Source organism: Enterococcus sp. DIV0170 (genome assembly GCF_051710765.1).
GTDB classification, from domain to species: Bacteria; Bacillota; Bacilli; order Lactobacillales; family Enterococcaceae; genus Enterococcus_A; species Enterococcus_A raffinosus.
Window position 1 is genome coordinate 1,119,620 of record NZ_JBIOLG010000001.1, and the last position, 16,668, is coordinate 1,136,287.

The 16,668-nt window shown below is 40.6% G+C and carries 20 protein-coding genes; 12 read left to right on the top strand and 8 right to left on the bottom strand.

All coding sequences use genetic code 11. The features are described 5' to 3' along the window. Nucleotides 1-5 precede the first annotated feature (5 nt). The gene (locus IGI50_RS05345; protein ID WP_438776387.1) at nucleotides 6-587 is read left to right on the top strand and encodes a GNAT family N-acetyltransferase; all 582 of its coding nucleotides are present in this window, start codon (nucleotides 6-8) and stop codon (nucleotides 585-587) included. 61 nt (nucleotides 588-648) lie between these two features. Here IGI50_RS05345 and IGI50_RS05350 read toward each other — a convergent pair whose 3' ends face one another. Continuing rightward, nucleotides 649-1,170: an LURP-one-related/scramblase family protein gene (locus tag IGI50_RS05350; RefSeq protein WP_218257014.1), complete on the bottom strand. Its 522-nt coding sequence runs from the start codon at nucleotides 1,168-1,170 to the stop codon at nucleotides 649-651. Between the two features lie 26 nt (nucleotides 1,171-1,196). Next, nucleotides 1,197-2,060, bottom strand: coding sequence for a Cof-type HAD-IIB family hydrolase (locus IGI50_RS05355; RefSeq protein WP_438776388.1), 864 nt, complete (start codon nucleotides 2,058-2,060; stop codon nucleotides 1,197-1,199). A gap of 168 nt (nucleotides 2,061-2,228) precedes the next feature. Between IGI50_RS05355 and IGI50_RS05360 the strand changes: the two genes are divergently transcribed. From IGI50_RS05360 to IGI50_RS05400, 9 genes are all read left to right on the top strand, one after another. Further along, on the top strand, nucleotides 2,229-2,909 hold the full coding sequence (locus IGI50_RS05360; RefSeq protein WP_218257016.1) for a uracil-DNA glycosylase: 681 nt from the start codon (nucleotides 2,229-2,231) through the stop codon (nucleotides 2,907-2,909). 158 nt (nucleotides 2,910-3,067) lie between these two features. Beyond that, nucleotides 3,068-4,048, top strand: coding sequence for a phosphate acetyltransferase (gene pta / locus IGI50_RS05365; protein ID WP_010746429.1), 981 nt, complete (start codon nucleotides 3,068-3,070; stop codon nucleotides 4,046-4,048). Nucleotides 4,049-4,302: 254 nt separating this feature from the next. Continuing rightward, nucleotides 4,303-5,892 carry an alpha-glucoside-specific PTS transporter subunit IIBC gene (locus IGI50_RS05370; protein WP_438776389.1) on the top strand — a complete coding sequence of 530 codons (1,590 nt, stop codon included), beginning with the start codon at nucleotides 4,303-4,305 and terminating at the stop codon, nucleotides 5,890-5,892. Nucleotides 5,893-5,911: 19 nt separating this feature from the next. Further along, entirely contained in the window at nucleotides 5,912-7,243 is a 1,332-nt protein-coding gene (locus IGI50_RS05375) for a 6-phospho-alpha-glucosidase (RefSeq protein ID WP_028020723.1), read from the top strand. 64 nt (nucleotides 7,244-7,307) lie between these two features. Then, a complete protein-coding gene (locus IGI50_RS05380; protein WP_218257018.1) occupies nucleotides 7,308-8,087 on the top strand; it encodes a MurR/RpiR family transcriptional regulator in 780 nt (259 codons plus the stop codon). 37 nt (nucleotides 8,088-8,124) lie between these two features. After that, nucleotides 8,125-8,577, top strand: coding sequence for a hypothetical protein (locus IGI50_RS05385; RefSeq protein ID WP_438776390.1), 453 nt, complete (start codon nucleotides 8,125-8,127; stop codon nucleotides 8,575-8,577). 2 nt (nucleotides 8,578-8,579) lie between these two features. Next, nucleotides 8,580-9,044, top strand: coding sequence for a PTS sugar transporter subunit IIA (locus IGI50_RS05390; RefSeq protein WP_438776391.1), 465 nt, complete (start codon nucleotides 8,580-8,582; stop codon nucleotides 9,042-9,044). A 158-nt stretch (nucleotides 9,045-9,202) separates the two neighbouring features. Continuing rightward, complete coding sequence (gene tsaE / locus IGI50_RS05395; RefSeq protein WP_218257021.1) at nucleotides 9,203-9,670, top strand: tRNA (adenosine(37)-N6)-threonylcarbamoyltransferase complex ATPase subunit type 1 TsaE; 468 nt, start codon at nucleotides 9,203-9,205, stop codon at nucleotides 9,668-9,670. Continuing rightward, entirely contained in the window at nucleotides 9,667-10,188 is a 522-nt protein-coding gene (locus IGI50_RS05400; protein ID WP_218257022.1) for a GNAT family N-acetyltransferase, read from the top strand. The genes tsaE and IGI50_RS05400 overlap by 4 nt, the downstream gene beginning before the upstream one ends. 21 nt (nucleotides 10,189-10,209) lie before the next feature. Here the strand turns inward: IGI50_RS05400 and IGI50_RS05405 are convergent, their stop codons facing one another. After that, nucleotides 10,210-10,743 (bottom strand): 3'-5' exonuclease, encoded by a 534-nt coding sequence (locus tag IGI50_RS05405; RefSeq protein ID WP_222226609.1) that lies wholly within the window; start codon nucleotides 10,741-10,743, stop codon nucleotides 10,210-10,212. A 76-nt stretch (nucleotides 10,744-10,819) separates the two neighbouring features. Continuing rightward, nucleotides 10,820-11,575 (bottom strand): exodeoxyribonuclease III, encoded by a 756-nt coding sequence (locus IGI50_RS05410; protein ID WP_438776392.1) that lies wholly within the window; start codon nucleotides 11,573-11,575, stop codon nucleotides 10,820-10,822. Nucleotides 11,576-11,690: 115 nt separating this feature from the next. On the opposite strand from IGI50_RS05410, the gene IGI50_RS05415 reads away from it, so the two are divergent. Together IGI50_RS05415 and murB are read left to right on the top strand one after the other, a co-directional pair. After that, entirely contained in the window at nucleotides 11,691-12,602 is a 912-nt protein-coding gene (locus tag IGI50_RS05415) for a Gfo/Idh/MocA family protein (RefSeq protein ID WP_438776393.1), read from the top strand. A gap of 85 nt (nucleotides 12,603-12,687) precedes the next feature. After that, nucleotides 12,688-13,596: a UDP-N-acetylmuramate dehydrogenase gene (gene murB, locus IGI50_RS05420; protein WP_218257026.1), complete on the top strand. Its 909-nt coding sequence runs from the start codon at nucleotides 12,688-12,690 to the stop codon at nucleotides 13,594-13,596. Between the two features lie 45 nt (nucleotides 13,597-13,641). On the opposite strand, the gene IGI50_RS05425 is transcribed toward murB, so the two are convergent. The 4 genes from IGI50_RS05425 to IGI50_RS05440 are packed head-to-tail and all read right to left on the bottom strand — an operon-like array spanning nucleotide 13,642 to nucleotide 16,525. After that, nucleotides 13,642-14,265 carry an ECF transporter S component gene (locus tag IGI50_RS05425; RefSeq protein WP_010746417.1) on the bottom strand — a complete coding sequence of 208 codons (624 nt, stop codon included), beginning with the start codon at nucleotides 14,263-14,265 and terminating at the stop codon, nucleotides 13,642-13,644. 3 nt (nucleotides 14,266-14,268) lie between these two features. Further along, on the bottom strand, nucleotides 14,269-14,811 hold the full coding sequence (gene coaC, locus IGI50_RS05430) for a phosphopantothenoylcysteine decarboxylase (protein ID WP_010746416.1): 543 nt from the start codon (nucleotides 14,809-14,811) through the stop codon (nucleotides 14,269-14,271). Next, nucleotides 14,808-15,533, bottom strand: coding sequence for a phosphopantothenate--cysteine ligase (locus tag IGI50_RS05435; RefSeq protein ID WP_438776394.1), 726 nt, complete (start codon nucleotides 15,531-15,533; stop codon nucleotides 14,808-14,810). The genes coaC and IGI50_RS05435 overlap by 4 nt, the downstream gene beginning before the upstream one ends. Then, nucleotides 15,530-16,525, bottom strand: a complete 996-nt coding sequence (locus tag IGI50_RS05440) for a YhdH/YhfP family quinone oxidoreductase (RefSeq protein WP_218257028.1) — start codon at nucleotides 16,523-16,525, stop codon at nucleotides 15,530-15,532. The genes IGI50_RS05435 and IGI50_RS05440 overlap by 4 nt, the downstream gene beginning before the upstream one ends. Nucleotides 16,526-16,668: the final 143 nt, after the last annotated feature.

A 16,668-nucleotide genomic window follows, 5' to 3' on the forward strand; every position in this document is an offset into this window, starting at 1 on the left:
TTAAAATGATTCGATTTGCAAAAAAAGAAGATGGAGCGGCCGTAGCTAAACTGATATTGGTTATTTTAAGGGATATGGAGCTGGATTTTCTTGAAGAGTTTGGAGAAGAACAGGCCTTAGAAGCTATCGCTGCTTGCTTTGAAGATCCAACCTACCGCTTTGGATATGCAAGAGGGCTTGTGGAAGAAATCGATGGCGAAATTGCTGGTGCTGTTTTTGGTTATCCGGCGAATAAGGAAGCGATTATTGATCTGCCCTTACAAAAATATTTGAGGGCTCAGGGGATTGAAGATGAGGTTCAAATGTTTATTGACCCAGAGGCCTTTCCGAATGAATGGTATTTAGACTCGATTGCGGTTGATGAACGATTCCGCGGTCAAGGGATTGGTTCGAAATTATTAACAGCTGTCGATCGTTTAGCGACTCATGAAGGAGAAAAAGTGATTGGATTAAATGTTGACAAGGCGAATCCAAATGCGAAACGACTTTACCTACGAGACGGGTTCAAGGATGTTGGCGAAATCGTGATCAGCGGACATGTCTATGACCATATGCAACGAAAAGTAAAAGCCTTTGATAGAGGTTAACTTCTGACAAGTTGCTGAGAAAGAATGCGAAAAAAGAGCTATGACGATGCAGTCATAGCTCTTAATTTTGAGAAAAAGTCACTTCAAAGGCCGTTTCGGACTCTTGCTGTTTGTTTCGATTGTAGAGCCAATAATCCATGATGGCTGCTACACAGATGCAGACTGGGGCATCTGCCGGATTGGTGACATCTAAAACATAATAATCACCTGTTAGCAAAGTCGCCTTATCCATTGTCATAATTGATTGGTTGAAGTGGTTGATTTTATATTTATGATTATAAATATCTCCATAAACAGCCCAATGAAGCTGTTGGATGTAATAGAAGTCGCCAGGCCAATGGAAAATTTTGTGAAGCACACCTACTTTTGTGTGATCACAATAAATTTCAAATTTGCGCCCGAAAATCACACTTGCCTGCTTGATATAAGCGACGATTTGACCATCCATGGCATATAGAGATAGTACATTTCCTTTTCGTCCCCAGTGGCCAACCATTAAGTATAAAGGAACTCCCTTGTTGTCTTTGACGATCGTTCGTGTCATGGAACTTAGTTGTTTTTCTTGAATAAAAAATTCGGTCATGTTGTATCACACCTTCTAATTATCCATTATTCAGAAAGAATTCGATCGATTGCCGTTGCTACTCCATTTTCTTCATTCGTATCAGTGACATGTTTAGCAATTTTTTTGATGGCGGGTGCTGCATTGCCCATCGCGAAGCTAGTGCCAACGTATGTCAGCATACTGACATCATTGAAATTATCCCCAAGAGCCATCACTTGATCCGCAGTAAAGCCCCGTTCTTCGGCAAATTGTTTTAAGGCAATCCCTTTTTGAGCATTGACGTGATTAATCTCTATATTCGTCAATTCAGAGGCGGCAATTGCTAAATCCCCCATTTTTTCTAGAACACCAGTAACTTCTTTTAGCTGTTCGGGTCCGTTTTTGTCAAAAGCAATGATTTTTAATACGTCTTCATTTTTTTCAATTAATGTCTGACGCATATCTTTGACGAAAGTAATCGGTGTTAAAGATAAATGTCTAGAAGAAGCCGCAATCGCCATTTTTTTAGAAATTCCGGGCATCTTTTCTAGAATATGCTCAGAGAAAAACTCGATTCGCATCGGCTGATTTGAAGAGTAGACATGTTCGGCAGTAAAAATTTCATAATAAAGGTCGGCCTCTTCCAGCACGTCCATTACTTCAAATGTCTTTTCCTTGCCGATCGGAATCGTAAAAATGGTTTCTCGTTCTGCGTTTACGACATGAGCGCCGTTTAATAAAATCATTGGTACGTGAATGTTCGCTTCATCCAAAGAAATTTTGGCGTGGCTCATTCCGCGTCCAGTAGCTGTAATAAATTCAATTCCTTGAGCTTGAGCTTTCCGAATGGCTTCGATATTTGCTGTCGGGACTTGCATTTGATCATTCAACAGTGTACCGTCCATATCAGAGGCAATGAGTTTTATCAAAATTATTCACCTAGCTTTCCTATCATACAACGATAGTGTACCATAATCCCAGAGAGGATAACCATGTCGAGGATATTCTTTAAAAAGAATTAGTTGAACAGGAAAAATAGAGTGGAAGGATTAAACCGTTTTTCTAATGCAAATTATTTCAAACAGGAGTGAGTGAACGTGAAAGAAATCATCCATAATGACTGGCAGAATGTTTTAGCCGATCAATTTCAGGCACCATATTATTTAAAGCTGCGTGAATTCTTGAAACAAGAATACAGTACGCAACGAATCCATCCAGATATGTACCATATTTTTGAAGCACTTGAATTAACCCCTTATGACAAGGTGAAAGTTGTCATTTTAGGACAAGATCCTTATCATGGCGTAGATCAAGCACATGGACTGTCCTTTTCTGTTCAACCTGGTGTAAAAATTCCACCATCCTTACGGAATATTTACCAAGAAATGCAAAGTGATTTAGGCATTCCGCCAGTTCAACATGGAAATCTCGTAAGTTGGGCGAAACAAGGCGTATTGTTGCTTAATACAGTCTTGACTGTGCGAGAAGGGCAGGCGTATTCTCATCGAGGACAGGGCTGGGAGCAATTGACAGATGCGATTATTGAGCGGCTAAACGAACGGGAAAAGCCCATTGTCTTTATCTTGTGGGGAAAACCGGCTCAGGAAAAAATTAAAATGATTGATACAAGCAAACATGCCGTTGTGAAATCTGTCCATCCGTCACCATTGTCTGCTCATCGTGGATTTTTTGGGTCAAAACCTTTTTCAAAGACGAATCAGCTATTGACGGAATGGGGCGAGGCACCGATTGATTGGCAATTACCTGAAACAGTGTAGTATGACAACGGTTTCTGTTATAGAGACAGTTTGTGAAAAGGCTCTTAATTCACATTTACTAGATTTTAATTAGTAGTACAGATGCTTTATTCTGTCCTTTTCTTTTCATGTGAAGTATTGTATGATAGATAGGAAATAAATATCTGGAGGGTTTTATTGTGGAACTATTTGATAGTTTGAAATTTAAGATTATTCGTCGCAACATTAAAGTTGCATTTCCTGAGGCAACTGACGCACGTATTTTAGGGGCTGCCTCACGGTTGAAAGCGGAAGAACTAATTGAACCAATCTTGATTGGGAATATGGCTGAAATTGAAAAAGCTGCGGGCGCTCGTGGAATCGCTTTAAGCAACTTCACGATCATTGATCCTGATCATTTTGATCGCTGGGATGAAATGGTAGAAGCCTTTGTTGAACGCCGTAAAGGAAAAGTCAGCAAAGAAGATGCTGAAAAGATTCTTAAGGATGAAAATTACTTTGGTACAATGTTGACTTATATGGGTATCACAGACGGAATGGTTTCTGGTGCGATTCACTCAACAGGAGATACAGTTCGTCCAGCATTGCAAATTATTAAAACGAAACCAGGCGTAAGCCGAACAAGTGGTGCGTTCTTAATGGTTCGTGGTCGTGACCAAGAAAAATATCTGTTCTCGGATTGTGCCATCAACGTAAATCCAAATGCTCAAGAATTGGCGGAAATTGCTGTTGAATCAGCAAAAACTGCAGAATTATTCGATATTGAGCCAAAAGTTGCAATGATGAGCTTCTCAACAAAGGGTTCTGCAAAAGCTCCAGAAGTAGAAAAAGTTGCTGAAGCGACAAAAATCGCTCAGGAATTAGCGCCAGATTTCTTAATCGATGGCGAATTACAGTTTGATGCTGCCTATATTCCAGGTGTGGCACAACTAAAAGCCCCTGAATCTAAAGTAGCCGGTCAAGCAACAGTCTTTGTTTTCCCAGAGCTTCAATCAGGAAATATCGGCTATAAAATTGCCCAACGCTTCGGTGGATTTGAAGCTATTGGTCCAGTCTTGCAAGGATTGAACAAACCAGTTTCTGATCTTTCACGTGGGTGTAACGAAGAAGATGTATACAAACTATCAATTATTACAGCAGCCCAATCATTGATGAGCTAGTCTCGAAGGGCTAAACGATAAAGAATAAAAGTAAAAAAGACAAGAATTCGCAATTAGACGAATTCTTGTCTTTTTTTTCTGTCAATAATCGAAACTGGGGGAGGTTGGGAAATTTCCCAGTCCCAGACACTTGGTGACAAGCTTGGAACCTAATTCCCAGAGTTGTCTCAGAATATTGTAAACGGTTTATTCGCCCTGTATAGTCTGAGGTGTAAACAGGAAAATTAATAATTGGAAGGAGAGGTATTGTTGTCATGATGGAAAAGATTCAGCGCTTTGGAGGAGCAATGTTTACCCCTGTACTATTATTTTCTTTTTCAGGAATAATGGTTGCTCTTTGTATCATTTTCAAAAACCCAATGCTTGTGGGCAGCATCGCCAATGAGGGGACGACTTGGTACTCGATCTGGAGCATCGTTGAAAATGGTGCTTGGACAGTCTTCAATCAGATGGAACTGCTATTCGTTATCGGATTATCTATTGGGCTAGCGAAAAAGGCAAATGCTCGAGCAGCGATGGAGGCATTCGTTGTCTATACGACCTGTAATTATTTCATCTCATCGATGTTGGAGTACTTTGGAAACTTTTTTGGAGTAAATTTTGCAGCAGAACCAGGTGGAGAGAGCGGGCTTAAACTAATTGGAGGAATCAAAACGTTAGATACCGGAATTATCGGTGCGATTTTTATTTCAGCAATTGTTGTTTTTTTACACAATCGATACTTTGATACAAAGCTGCCGGATTTCTTGGGTATCTTTCAAGGATCGTCGTTTATTGTCATTTTAGGATTTTTCTCAATGCTGCCGATTGCCTTTCTGATTTGTTTGATTTGGCCAAAGGTTCAACAAGGAATCGGTTCTTTGCAAGGTTTCTTAGCAAGTGCAGGGATCTTTGGGGTTTGGCTCTATACCTTCTTAGAGAGGATATTAATCCCAACAGGTTTGCATCACTTTATCTATACGCCATTTGTATACGGGCCAGCGGTTGTTGAGGAAGGGATCACCAAATATTGGATGGGGCATCTGCAGGAATTTGCTCAGACAACTAAGCCATTAAAACAATTATTCCCAGAAGGCGGCTTTGCTTTACATGGAAATTCTAAAATTTTTGCTTCTCCAGGAATTGCGGCGGCCTTCTATTTTACTGCGAAGCCAGAAAACAAAAAGAAAGTATTAGCTATTTTAATTCCAGCCACTTTGACTGCTGTGTTAGCTGGGATTACGGAGCCTTTAGAGTTCACTTTCCTATTTGTATCGCCACCGCTATTTGCTGTACATGCATTTTTAGCAGCATCGATGGCGGCGACAATGTACGGCTTCGGTGTAGTAGGGGATATGGGCGGCGGCTTCATTGATCTGCTGGCGAAGGTTTGGATTCCATTATTTCAAAATCATAAAAGCATGATCTTTACTCAATTATTTATCGGACTAGCGTTTATTTTGATCTATTTTGTCGTTTTCCGCTTTTTAATTCTACGGTTCAATCTGGCAACACCGGGACGCGAGGAAAATACCCAAGACATTAAATTGTACTCAAAGAAAGATTACAAAGCAAAACAAGGCGGCAACGCACCCGTTTTAGAAGGTGCGAATCAATATACTGAACAAGCAGCTGTTTATTTAGATGGTTTTGGCGGAGCGGAGAATATTGAAAAAGTGAATAATTGTGCTACCCGTCTACGAATTACAGTTAAGGATGAGAGGCTTGTACAACCTGATGAAGTGTTTCGATCAGGCGGCGCTCATGGCGTTGTACGAAATGGCAATGCGTTTCAGGTGATTGTCGGTTTAGATGTGCCGCAGGTTCGTGAACAGTTTGAAACATTAATGAACACAGAAAATTAATAAAGGGAGCGTATGAAGAATGAAGAAATTTTCAATTGTTATTGCAGGTGGGGGAAGTACTTTTACTCCAGGAATTGTTTTGATGTTATTGGACAACTTAGATAAATTTCCAATTAGACAAATAAAGTTTTACGATAATTTGGAGGAACGTCAAAATCATGTGGCGAGTGCCTGTGAGATTTTATTAAAGGAACGTGCACCAGAAATAAACTTTGTCGCTACGACAGATCCGGAAACAGCCTTCACAGATGTAGACTTTGTTATGGCTCACATACGTGTTGGATTGTATGCGATGCGGGAAAAAGATGAAAAAATCCCATTAAAATATGGTGTAGTAGGACAAGAAACCTGCGGGCCTGGGGGAATTGCTTATGGCATGCGTTCGATTGGCGGCGTACTGGAATTAGTCGACTATATGGAAAAATACTCTCCAGACGCTTGGATGCTGAATTATTCGAACCCGGCGGCTATTGTAGCAGAAGCTACTAGAAAATTAAGACCAGAATCAAAGATCATTAATATTTGTGATATGCCTGTAGGAATCGAAGAACGGATGGCGCATTCGATCGGTTTGAACTCACGTAAAGAAATGGAAGTTCGCTATTATGGTCTGAATCATTTTGGCTGGTGGACAGATATTCGCGACAAAGAAGGCAATGATTTGATGCCACAGATTAAAGCGCATGTAAAGGATCATGGCTATTCATTACCGGAAGAGATTGAAGAATCTCAGCATACAGATGCTAGCTGGATGCATACCTTTGCAAAAGCAAAAGAGGTTTACGCGTTGGATCCAGATACATTACCAAACACCTATTTGAAATATTATTTCTATCCACAAGATGAAGTTGCACATGCAAATCCTGAATTTACACGTGCAAACGAAGTGATGGCTGGTCGGGAACAGCATGTATTCAGCGAATGTGACCGTATTGCCGAAGCAGGAACCGCTGAAGGCACCTCTTTAGAAGTGGATGAACACGCAAGTTATATCGTGGATCTTGCTCGCGCGATCGCTTATAACACACATGAAAGAATGTTGCTGATTGTGCCAAATGAAGGAGCCATCGTCAACTTTGATGAAACAGCGATGGTAGAAGTACCCTGTGTTGTAGGCAGTAATGGACCAGAACCATTGACGCAAGGAAAGATTCCACGCTTCCAAAAAGGCTTGATGGAGCAACAGGTAGCAGTAGAAAAATTAGTGGTTGAAGCTTGGGCAGAAAAATCTTATCAAAAATTGTATCAGGCGTTAGCACTGTCAAGAATTGTTCCAAATGCTCGGATTGCAAAAGAATTATTGGATGACCTGATTGAAGCAAATAAAGAGTTTTGGCCAGAATTAAGCTAGTTGCGATGAAAAACAATATTTTTTCCTCCTCCATCACGTATAATAGTGTAGGAGGGGGAAAATTATGACATTAGAGCAGTTGATTCATCAACATTTAGCAGAACTGAGCGAACTGGATAAAGATATCTTACAATTCATGCTGGCGAATCCCGAAAAAGTTAGATCTTCAGGAATTATGGAGCTTGCCGATATGGTCCACGCGTCCAAATCATCTGTATTAAGAACAACGAAGAAGCTTGGCTTTTCCGGCTACTCAGAATTAAAGTATTTTCTGCGGCATACGGAAATCAGCGAGCAGCAAGAAACGAGCGAGAAGAATATTTTTGAGAAGCAACTTGATGATATCAAAAAGACAATTGAGTATATGCAATCAGTGAACTTGGAACCAATCAACGAGATGTTTGATCGAAGCCAAACGATTTATTGCTATGCTACGGGGTTTTCTCAAAAAAATATTATCGATGAATTCTACAAAATGTTATTAAATGTGGATAAACGAGCGCTGGTTTTGCCAAACAAAACTGAGTTGGATATGGTAATGCCAATGATTACCCAAAATGATTGTGTAGTGATTGCTTCATTAAGCGGAGAGACAGATGATGTGAAAGAGAATCTTACAGCGTTTGAAGTTCGGAAAATCCCGGTACTGGCGGTTACAGCAGTCGGAGATAACTATTTTGCTAGACATTGCACGCATCATTTAAATTTTTATTGTGACTTTTTCGTTATTGGCAGGAGAAGGCTTCAATCACAATCTTTGATTGGACTAAGCTGTTTAATGGATTACTTGCTTCGGTCCTATGGCATTTATACACTTGAAAAAAGTACTGATTCCACAACTTAAATATATCTAGATTTTGACACGAAAGGGAGATTTTAAAATGATAGCGCTTAAATCTTTGAGAGTGAAAAGAAATGTGTTGATTGGCTATTGGGTTCTGATGCCAGTGCTCTTTTACTTCTATTTATTTTTAGTAAGCTTCAATCAGCAGGTGACCATCCAACAACTTATTCTTCAAATTCCAGGATTAACATTAGGTTTGCTACTGTCCTTTTTAATGCTCTTTCAAGCAGCTTGCCTCTATTTTATTAGTTCTCAAAATGAGAAGAACCACTTTGTTGAGAAACGTTTCTTAGCCTTTAGTTTGGTTCAGCAAATATTGACGGGAAATATTATTGGCGCTGCCTTGTGTTTTTTCTATAATAGAAAAATAGTTGCTGAAAAACAGCCCATCTCACGCAATACAATGTTCATTTTTTATTTTGCGATTGGATTTATTAGTTTAATTACAGTAATCATCTTATTTATTGCGATGAGGACGAAAGGAGTATAAACATGTTTTCGATGTTTAAAAAAAAGAAGCAAGGGGTTATTTTTAGTCCTGTGAAAGGACAATTAATTCCGCTGTCTGAGGTAAGTGATCCTGTTTTTTCTCAAGGGATGATGGGACCAGGGTTTGCGGTTGAACCTGCATCAAATGAGATTTTCTCACCTGTTACAGGGATAGTAACCAGTATCTTTCCAACTAAGCATGCGATTGGGCTTGAAATGAGTGATGGGAAAGAAGTTCTGCTTCACATTGGTATTGATACGGTTGAGTTGCAGGGTCAAGGATTTGATGTTCTTGTTGGTGAAGCTGTTAAGGTCACACCCGAGACAAAGCTGGCTGTTGTAGATCGAGAGTATTTGAAGGCACAGGGAAAAGCAAGTACAATTATGGTTTTATTCCCTGGGGATACCGAAAGCTATGTAACAAAATCGAAAGCCGTTGAAGCAGCAGAAGAAATCAAGTTCACCTAATTAAATAAGCTGACGATCTAATAAGATAGGCTAAATGCTTATCTTTTTTTGTTTATCTAAAAACACGCTTTAAACGGAAGCAAAAATGAAGAATCTTTTTCTTTTCTCTCAATGCTTAAATCGTTATACTAAGTTGGTAGTAGAAAAGAGGGATTTGCGTGATTACGTTAATAGATACAGCAGCAACGGAACGTTTAGGAAAAATGATTGGGACAGCCGCACAGGCTAGCGATAATTTAGTGTTGACCGGTGATTTAGGGGCGGGTAAGACGACCTTAACTAAAGGAATCGCTTTAGGTCTAGGAATCGACCAAATGATTAAAAGTCCAACCTATACGATTATTCGAGAATATCAGCAGGGGCGTTTACCGCTTTATCATATGGATGTCTATCGGATCGAAACAGGGGCCGATGATTTAGGTTTAGATGATTATTTTGAAGGTGACGGCTTATCGGTGATTGAGTGGGGGCAACAGTTAGGCGAGTATATGCCAGAAGATTATCTGGAATTGATTTTAGCAAAAGACGATCAAGATGAAACGATGCGTCGTGTTGACTTCATCGCGAATGGAAAACAAGCGGAAGAATTTAAAGCACGAATTTTGAAGGCGTGGGAAGCAGAATGAGTGAAGTTGAGATCACATTGAGAGAAGCAATCCCGGACGATGCGGCAGATTTATTACAAATTAGCCGCCAAATCGCGAAAGAAACTGATTTTTTGATCATGGATGAAGTTGGCTTAGGATTAAGTGAGGACATGCTGAGTCTGCAGTTGGCAGATTTATATGAAAGTGAGAATAACTTGCTTTTATTGGCCTTTGCTGATGAGCAAATTGTTGGAATGGCTTCAGTTAAAGCCGCATCGGAGTACACTGTTTCCCACATCGGTGAGATCGGGATTAGCGTGCTGAAGGAATTCTGGGGAATCGGTTTGGGAACGGCGCTGCTCGATGAGGTTATCTATTGGAGTGAGAATGCCTCGTCCCTATACCGTTTAGAACTGACCGTTCAAAAAAGAAATGAACGGGCCATTCGTTTATATCAAAAGTTTGGATTCAAAACAGAAGCAACAATGGTGCGGGGAGCCCGTGATGCACAGGGTGACTTTTTAGATGTATTGCTGATGAGTAAATTGATCAAGTAAAAGCGAAGCGGAGTGCTTCGCTTACATGGGCAATACTAATTTTTTTAGTGGATCGATCCCAAAATGATCTTCCTGATAAAGCAAAATCTTTGCACAGGCACGGCTGTCCTCCAAGGCATCATGATGATGTTCCAAAGGGATGGAAAGCTCCTTACACACTGTGTTTAGCCGATGGTTTGCCATTTCAGGAAACAGTCTGCGACTGGTTCGAACGGTACAAAGAGAAAGGTAAGAGGGTTGCTCTAAATGATAGTAGTCGAGACAACCAGCTAAAACCTTTGTATCAAAGCCGGCGTTATGAGCAACGATCAAACGATTCTCTTTATAATAGTGTTGGATCTCTTGCCATACCTCAGGGAATTTCGGTGCATCCTCCACATCTTCTGGGTGAATCCCATGAATTTGGATGTTTTTCCAGAAGAATTCAGTCTCGGGTTTGATCAATGAATAATACTCTCCGACAATTTGGCTATTTTTTACCATCACCAATGCCAAGGAGCAGGCACTGTGAGATTGATAGTTGGCTGTTTCAAAGTCCATTGCGATAAAATTCAACAGATTCACCTCTTCGCCAATGTTTTACCATATTTTTTAGCAGGGCGAAAGTCCTACAGGTAAAGCTTCAAACTTTTTAAAGATTGATGTCTAATTCTACAGGACAGTGATCGCTGCCGAAAATATCGGTATGAATCTTGGCATCTTGCAATTTTTCTTTCAAGTCGTCAGAAACAACGAAATAATCGATTCGCCACCCAGCATTGTTCTTACGAGCATTGAAGCGATAGCTCCACCAAGAATAAATGCCTTCCTGATTTGGATAAAAGTGTCGGAAGGTATCGATATAGCCATTCTCTAATAAGATGCTAAATTTTTCACGCTCTTGTGGTGTAAAGCCAGCGTTTTTTTGATTGGTTTTCCAATTTTTTAAGTCAATATTCTCGTGAGCAACATTTAAGTCACCACAAAAAATGACAGGTTTGATTTCTTTCAAACCATTCAGATAAGCTAAAAAAGCTTCTTCCCAGGTCATACGATAGTCCAACCGTTTCAATTCGTTTTGTGAGTTCGGTGTATAGCAAGTGATGACGTAATATTCAGGATACTCAAGCGTGATGACGCGACCTTCTTGGTCATGTTCATCCACACCCAATCCATAAGTTACATTCATCGGTTCGTGCTTGGTGAAGATAGCCGTGCCAGAATAGCCTTTTTTCTCTGCATAATTCCAATATTCGTAATAGCCAGGCAAATCCATTTCGATTTGTCCAGCCTGTAATTTGGTCTCCTGCAGACAGAAAAAGTCGGCATCTAATTCATTAAAAACATCCATAAAATTCTTTTTCATCACGGCACGCAAGCCATTGACGTTCCAAGAAATTAATTTCACGATGCATTCCTCCATCCATATAAAGATGAGTTTATTGTAACGAAAAAAAAGGAGAAAGCAAAGGATACAAGTATTGAATAAAACAAAAACTAAATCATAAAAAGGGGTCTTAATCATGAAAATCGGAGTTATCGGTATCGGAGGCATCGCCCAGAAGGCTTATTTGCCTACCTATGCGAAAATGCGCAAGGAAGCGACCTTTATTTTTGCGACTCGCAGAGAAGAAGTTCGGGAAAAAATAGCTCAAGAATACAACTTTGAGCATACAGTCGCAACAATTGATGAATTATTGGCAGAAAAAATTGATGCGTGCTTTATTCATGTGGCAACGAGTGTTCATTTTGAAATTGCCAAGCAATGTCTGAACGCAGGGGTTGCGGTTTTCATTGATAAACCTGTTAGTGAGAAATTACAAGAGGTTCAAGAGCTGCAGCAGCTAGCGAAAGAAAAAGGACTTTTATTTATGGTGGGCTTCAATCGCCGCTTCGCACCAATGGTGGATCAGCTGAAACAGCTTCCGCAAAAAAAAGTTATTCATTTGGAGAAGAATGAACCGAATCATGCGATGAATACACAATATGGCATCTATGATTTGTTTATTCATTTAGTGGATACAGCAGTGTTTTTATTAGATGATGAGGTCATGAAGGTTCATTCTAAAATTCGGGAAGTAAAGGGCCAAATGACGTATGCGCAACTATTGCTTTCAACACCAACGACAGAATGTATTCTTTCAATGGATTTGCAAAGCGGGGGAAAAATGGAACGTTACCAAGTAAGTTCTCCTAAGGAAACGATGGTTTTAGAGCAATTGACAGATTTGACGATTAAACGAGGACAAACAGAAGAGGTACATCGGTTTGGTGATTGGACTACAACGCTTGAAAAGCGCGGGTTTGAACAATTAGTAACTACTTTCATTGCGGCGTTGAATGGCGAAAATGTAGATTTACGTCAAGAAGACGTACTATTGAGTCATGAGCTTTGTGAGCAAATGCTGAAGCAACACATTCGCCATCAGCTATAAGGGGTGGTAAGTTTTTTTCCCGCGTGCTAAAATAGCAAGGATGTTTGAAAAATTTACCCGTATCGAACGAGAAAGGCTTATCAAAGTGAAAACAACAGAATTAACGAACGCATTACCAAATTTGAAAATCCTTTTGGATGAACCCTTAATGAATTATACCTTTACAAAAACCGGCGGACCTGTGGACGCTCTAGCATTTCCTAAAGATAACGAAGAAGTGAAGGCGTTGGTAGACTATTGTCGCGGAAATGATATCCCATGGATCGTTTTAGGGAACGCCAGCAATCTGATTGTCAAAGATGGCGGAATCCGTGGTGTGGTAATCATGCTGACAGATATGACGACGATTCGCGTGGAAGAAGACACCATTACTGCACAAGCCGGAGCGAAATTAATTGATACAACGTATGTCGCCTTGGATCATTCCTTGACAGGTTTTGAATTTGCTTGCGGTATTCCGGGAAGTATTGGTGGGGCAGTATTCATGAATGCCGGAGCGTATGATGGTCAATTAGAAGATGTTTTTGAATCTGTCGACGTATTATTAGCTGATGGCACCTTTGAAACCTGGCACAAAGATCAGATGAACTTTTCTTACCGTCACTCTGCGATTCAAGATCAGCCAGCGATCGTATTAAGTGCTAACTTTAAGTTGGCTCCTGGCGATCATGGACAAATCGAGAAACGAATGACGGAGCTGACGGAATTGCGCGAGTTGAAACAGCCACTGGAATATCCCTCATGCGGCAGTGTCTTTAAACGGCCAGTTGGACATTTTACTGGAAAATTGATCCAAGATGCTGGTTTGCAGGGCTTGGTTTGGGGCGGTGCACAAATCTCTGAGAAGCATGCAGGGTTTATCGTCAATATCAATCATGCAACAGCGACTGATTATATTGAGTTGATTGCACATATTCAGCAAACGATCAAAGAAAAATTTGATGTAACGTTGGAAACGGAAGTTCGGATTCTTGGTGAAGATCCAAAAAAATAAAAAATGTTGGATAGAAATCGAAAATGATTTCTATCCAACATTTTTTTATTTTTTCATAAGTCGTAAAAGAACCGCGCAAACCGCCGTTGTTGCGATACCAGCGACGATGGCTTCAACCAATCCACTCCCGAAAATAATCCCTAAAATGACACCATAAACAGCATTAGCGGTTACCTGCAAGACATTGGCATAGCTGTCTTTAAAGAAGAAAAAGATCAGGTTCATAACTAAAATGGTATTGGTCATCGATCCGGCTAGACCGGCAATGAACAGACTGACTGGCCGTGCCTTTTGTTTCAAAAGGCGATGAAGCCCTTTGTAGACAAAGTAGGGAACGACACCGATTAAAATACGAGGAATAATAGCCACAATTATCGCGCGCCAATCCCCTTGGTTCGTCAACGGATTTGCGATAAATGGAGAAAAGACAAAGGACATCGGTGTGATAATCACCGTCGCTCTAGCCAAACTGATGATTCCAAAAACAGTTCCTAAGCCGGCACCGATGCGTGGACCTAAAACGATGGATGCAATAATGACTGGAATATGCATCGTCGTCGCATTAATCGGACCAATAGGAATAAAGCCAAGTGGAGTGACCGCTAAAATAATCATGATTGCTAAAAACATCGCGGTCAAAGTAAAGCTCTTTACATTTTTCTCTTTCATTTGTTACTCCTTCAATTTTGAATTTACGATATGCACGATATCTGCAACATTGGCCAAAGCACCTCGGCCGTAATCACCACAAGCCAGTAAAGCTTCTCTAGGTTCAACTTCTTGATAGCCAACTTCTTTTAATGTTGCAAGGTTTCGTTGAACGATCGGGTTTTGATACATATAAGTGTTCATTGCCGGAGCGATAATTTTCGGTGTATCTGGCAGTAGAGCCAAGGCAACGGTGGACAATAAATCATCGGCAATTCCATTGGCTAATTTTCCGATTGTATTGGCGGAAGCAGGGGCCACTAAAAATAAATCGGCTTCTTTAGCTAACGCAATATGATTGATCAAAGCGGCATCTGGTTCTTCCATAACATCCAGATGAACACGCCGATGGGACAGTGATTGAATCGTTAAAGGTGTGATAAATTCAGTACTGCTTTTTGTCATCACTACGTCCAATTTATAGCCCATTTTCGTTAGCTCATTCGTGATATCGGCTGCTTTATAAGCGGAGATACTGCCGCTGACACCTAATAGGATGGTCTTCATTTTGCTTCCTCCAATTCCATGACTTCATGTTTGATTAGTTCCGCGATTTCTGTCTTCGTATGTGCTTCTTTAACCTTGTGCTGCTTGTTGATGAGATAACCGTGGTGCTTTTCCCCACGAATCTCAGCTAAATCATTCGCTAAAATAAAATCAGCTTGATTCTTTTTGAGACTTTCCTTTGCCACATTTAACAGTTCAATCATCGTTACATCCACCAATAGTTTAAACCCAACTAAAATCGTCTGCGGCTGTAGTTTTTTAATCAAGGAAATTATTTTTGGTGTTTTCTTTAAGACCACTACCAAATGATCAGTGTCTGAAGAGATCTTCTTCTCCGTTCGTTCGTTGGCAATAGTCACTAAGGCACTTGGTAAATCCTTCGGCTGTGTCGCAACTGCCGCTTCTAGGTCTTCAAGCGTTACTGAGCTTTCAGGAGTGAAATCACTGACAGCCATACTATGAATTACGGCATCATACGTATTTTCAGACATTAGTTTTTTCAGTGTTCGTTCTAAGTCAGTGGTTGATTCGATGTAATAGGGATGAATCGTTTTGCCTTCTGGTTTCATTGCGTGACGAGTAGTGATCATATCGATCACGGCATCCTCTTTTGCAAAGCTTTCAGCAATTGCCTTGCCTAATTTTCCACTAGAGTGGTTAGTAATCGCGCGCACATCATCAATTTTTTCTGAGGTGCCGCCTGAAGTTATCAGGATTCTCACTTGTTTTTTCCTCCTAAAGCGACAATGGTACGGCCTACATGCGTTCCGGCCAATAAATTGTCTGCGGTCTCTTGTACTTGATCAAGTTCGACTTGTTGGACGTTAATCGTGTCTGAAAGAGCCCATTCGTTTGCCATTTTAGCCCAAAGTTTTTGGCGTTGTTCCATCGATGCTTCTACAGAGTCGATGCCTAATAAGTTAACACCACGTAAAATAAAAGGCAAGACAGTTGTATTCAGTTTGATCCCGCCAGCATTTCCACAAAGCGCTAAGCTTCCTCCGTAGTTCACAAAAGGAAGAACCTGTGCTAGTGTATCGCCGCCAACAGTGTCTACTACAAAATCAAAAAGCTGTTTGTTTAACGGACGACTTTTTTCAGGAAATAACTCCGCAGGTGATAAGACAGAAGTGGCACCTACTTCCATTAAATAATTCTTCCGGTCATCCTTGCGACTCAAGGCAATAATTTCCGCACAGCCAATTTGTTTGAGGAAGTGTAAAGCAAAACCCCCAACGCCACCTGTTGCCCCCGTGACAAGTACGCGACTATTTTTATTTAATCCATGTGCCTGCAATGCGTCTACTGCTAATGCTGCGGTAAATCCAGCTGTTCCGAAGGTCATGGCTTGTTTAGCAGATAAATTCTTCGGTCGTTTGATTACCCATGAAGCAGGAACAACTTGCAAATCACTCAAGCCGCCATCTTGTTTGACGCCTAAGCCATAGCCAGTTACTAAAACTTCCTCATTAACAGTAAAGCGTTCATCCTTCGACTCAATAATTTTTCCCGCCAAGTCGATCCCAGGAGTCATGGGATAATCTCTTAGCACGCCTGTGTTGGCCTTTGTCGCTAGAGCATCTTTATAGTTGATCCCAGAATAGTGAACGTCGATTAGTACCTCATTGTCTTCAATCTCAGGTTTTGAAAAACTTTGGATCTCCGTGTGTAGCGTTTCATCGTTGACTACACGTAAACGGCGATATTCAGTCATGGTTCATCCTCCTAGTTCTATTGTAATCTCTTATCAGAAATGACTCCGTAATTGCTAAACTTCTCATACATTTATATTTTTGATGAACGGTGAAAAATCGGACTCGCAGCTAGCTCATAGTAAGGAAAGTATTTTATCTAAGT

Excerpts from the sequence above, each read along its gene's own strand:
- IGI50_RS05345 (WP_438776387.1), top strand. The coding sequence starts at position 6 with ATGATTCGATTTGCAAAAAAAGAAGATGGAGCGGCCGTAGCTAAACTG.
- IGI50_RS05350 (WP_218257014.1), bottom strand. The coding sequence starts at position 1,170 with ATGACCGAATTTTTTATTCAAGAAAAACAACTAAGTTCCATGACACGA.
- IGI50_RS05370 (WP_438776389.1), top strand. The coding sequence starts at position 4,303 with ATGATGGAAAAGATTCAGCGCTTTGGAGGAGCAATGTTTACCCCTGTA.
- IGI50_RS05375 (WP_028020723.1), top strand. The coding sequence starts at position 5,912 with ATGAAGAAATTTTCAATTGTTATTGCAGGTGGGGGAAGTACTTTTACT.
- IGI50_RS05380 (WP_218257018.1), top strand. The coding sequence starts at position 7,308 with ATGACATTAGAGCAGTTGATTCATCAACATTTAGCAGAACTGAGCGAA.
- IGI50_RS05385 (WP_438776390.1), top strand. The coding sequence starts at position 8,125 with ATGATAGCGCTTAAATCTTTGAGAGTGAAAAGAAATGTGTTGATTGGC.
- IGI50_RS05390 (WP_438776391.1), top strand. The coding sequence starts at position 8,580 with ATGTTTTCGATGTTTAAAAAAAAGAAGCAAGGGGTTATTTTTAGTCCT.
- IGI50_RS05400 (WP_218257022.1), top strand. The coding sequence starts at position 9,667 with ATGAGTGAAGTTGAGATCACATTGAGAGAAGCAATCCCGGACGATGCG.
- IGI50_RS05415 (WP_438776393.1), top strand. The coding sequence starts at position 11,691 with ATGAAAATCGGAGTTATCGGTATCGGAGGCATCGCCCAGAAGGCTTAT.
- IGI50_RS05425 (WP_010746417.1), bottom strand. The coding sequence starts at position 14,265 with ATGAAAGAGAAAAATGTAAAGAGCTTTACTTTGACCGCGATGTTTTTA.
- coaC (WP_010746416.1), bottom strand. The coding sequence starts at position 14,811 with ATGAAGACCATCCTATTAGGTGTCAGCGGCAGTATCTCCGCTTATAAA.
- IGI50_RS05440 (WP_218257028.1), bottom strand. The coding sequence starts at position 16,525 with ATGACTGAATATCGCCGTTTACGTGTAGTCAACGATGAAACGCTACAC.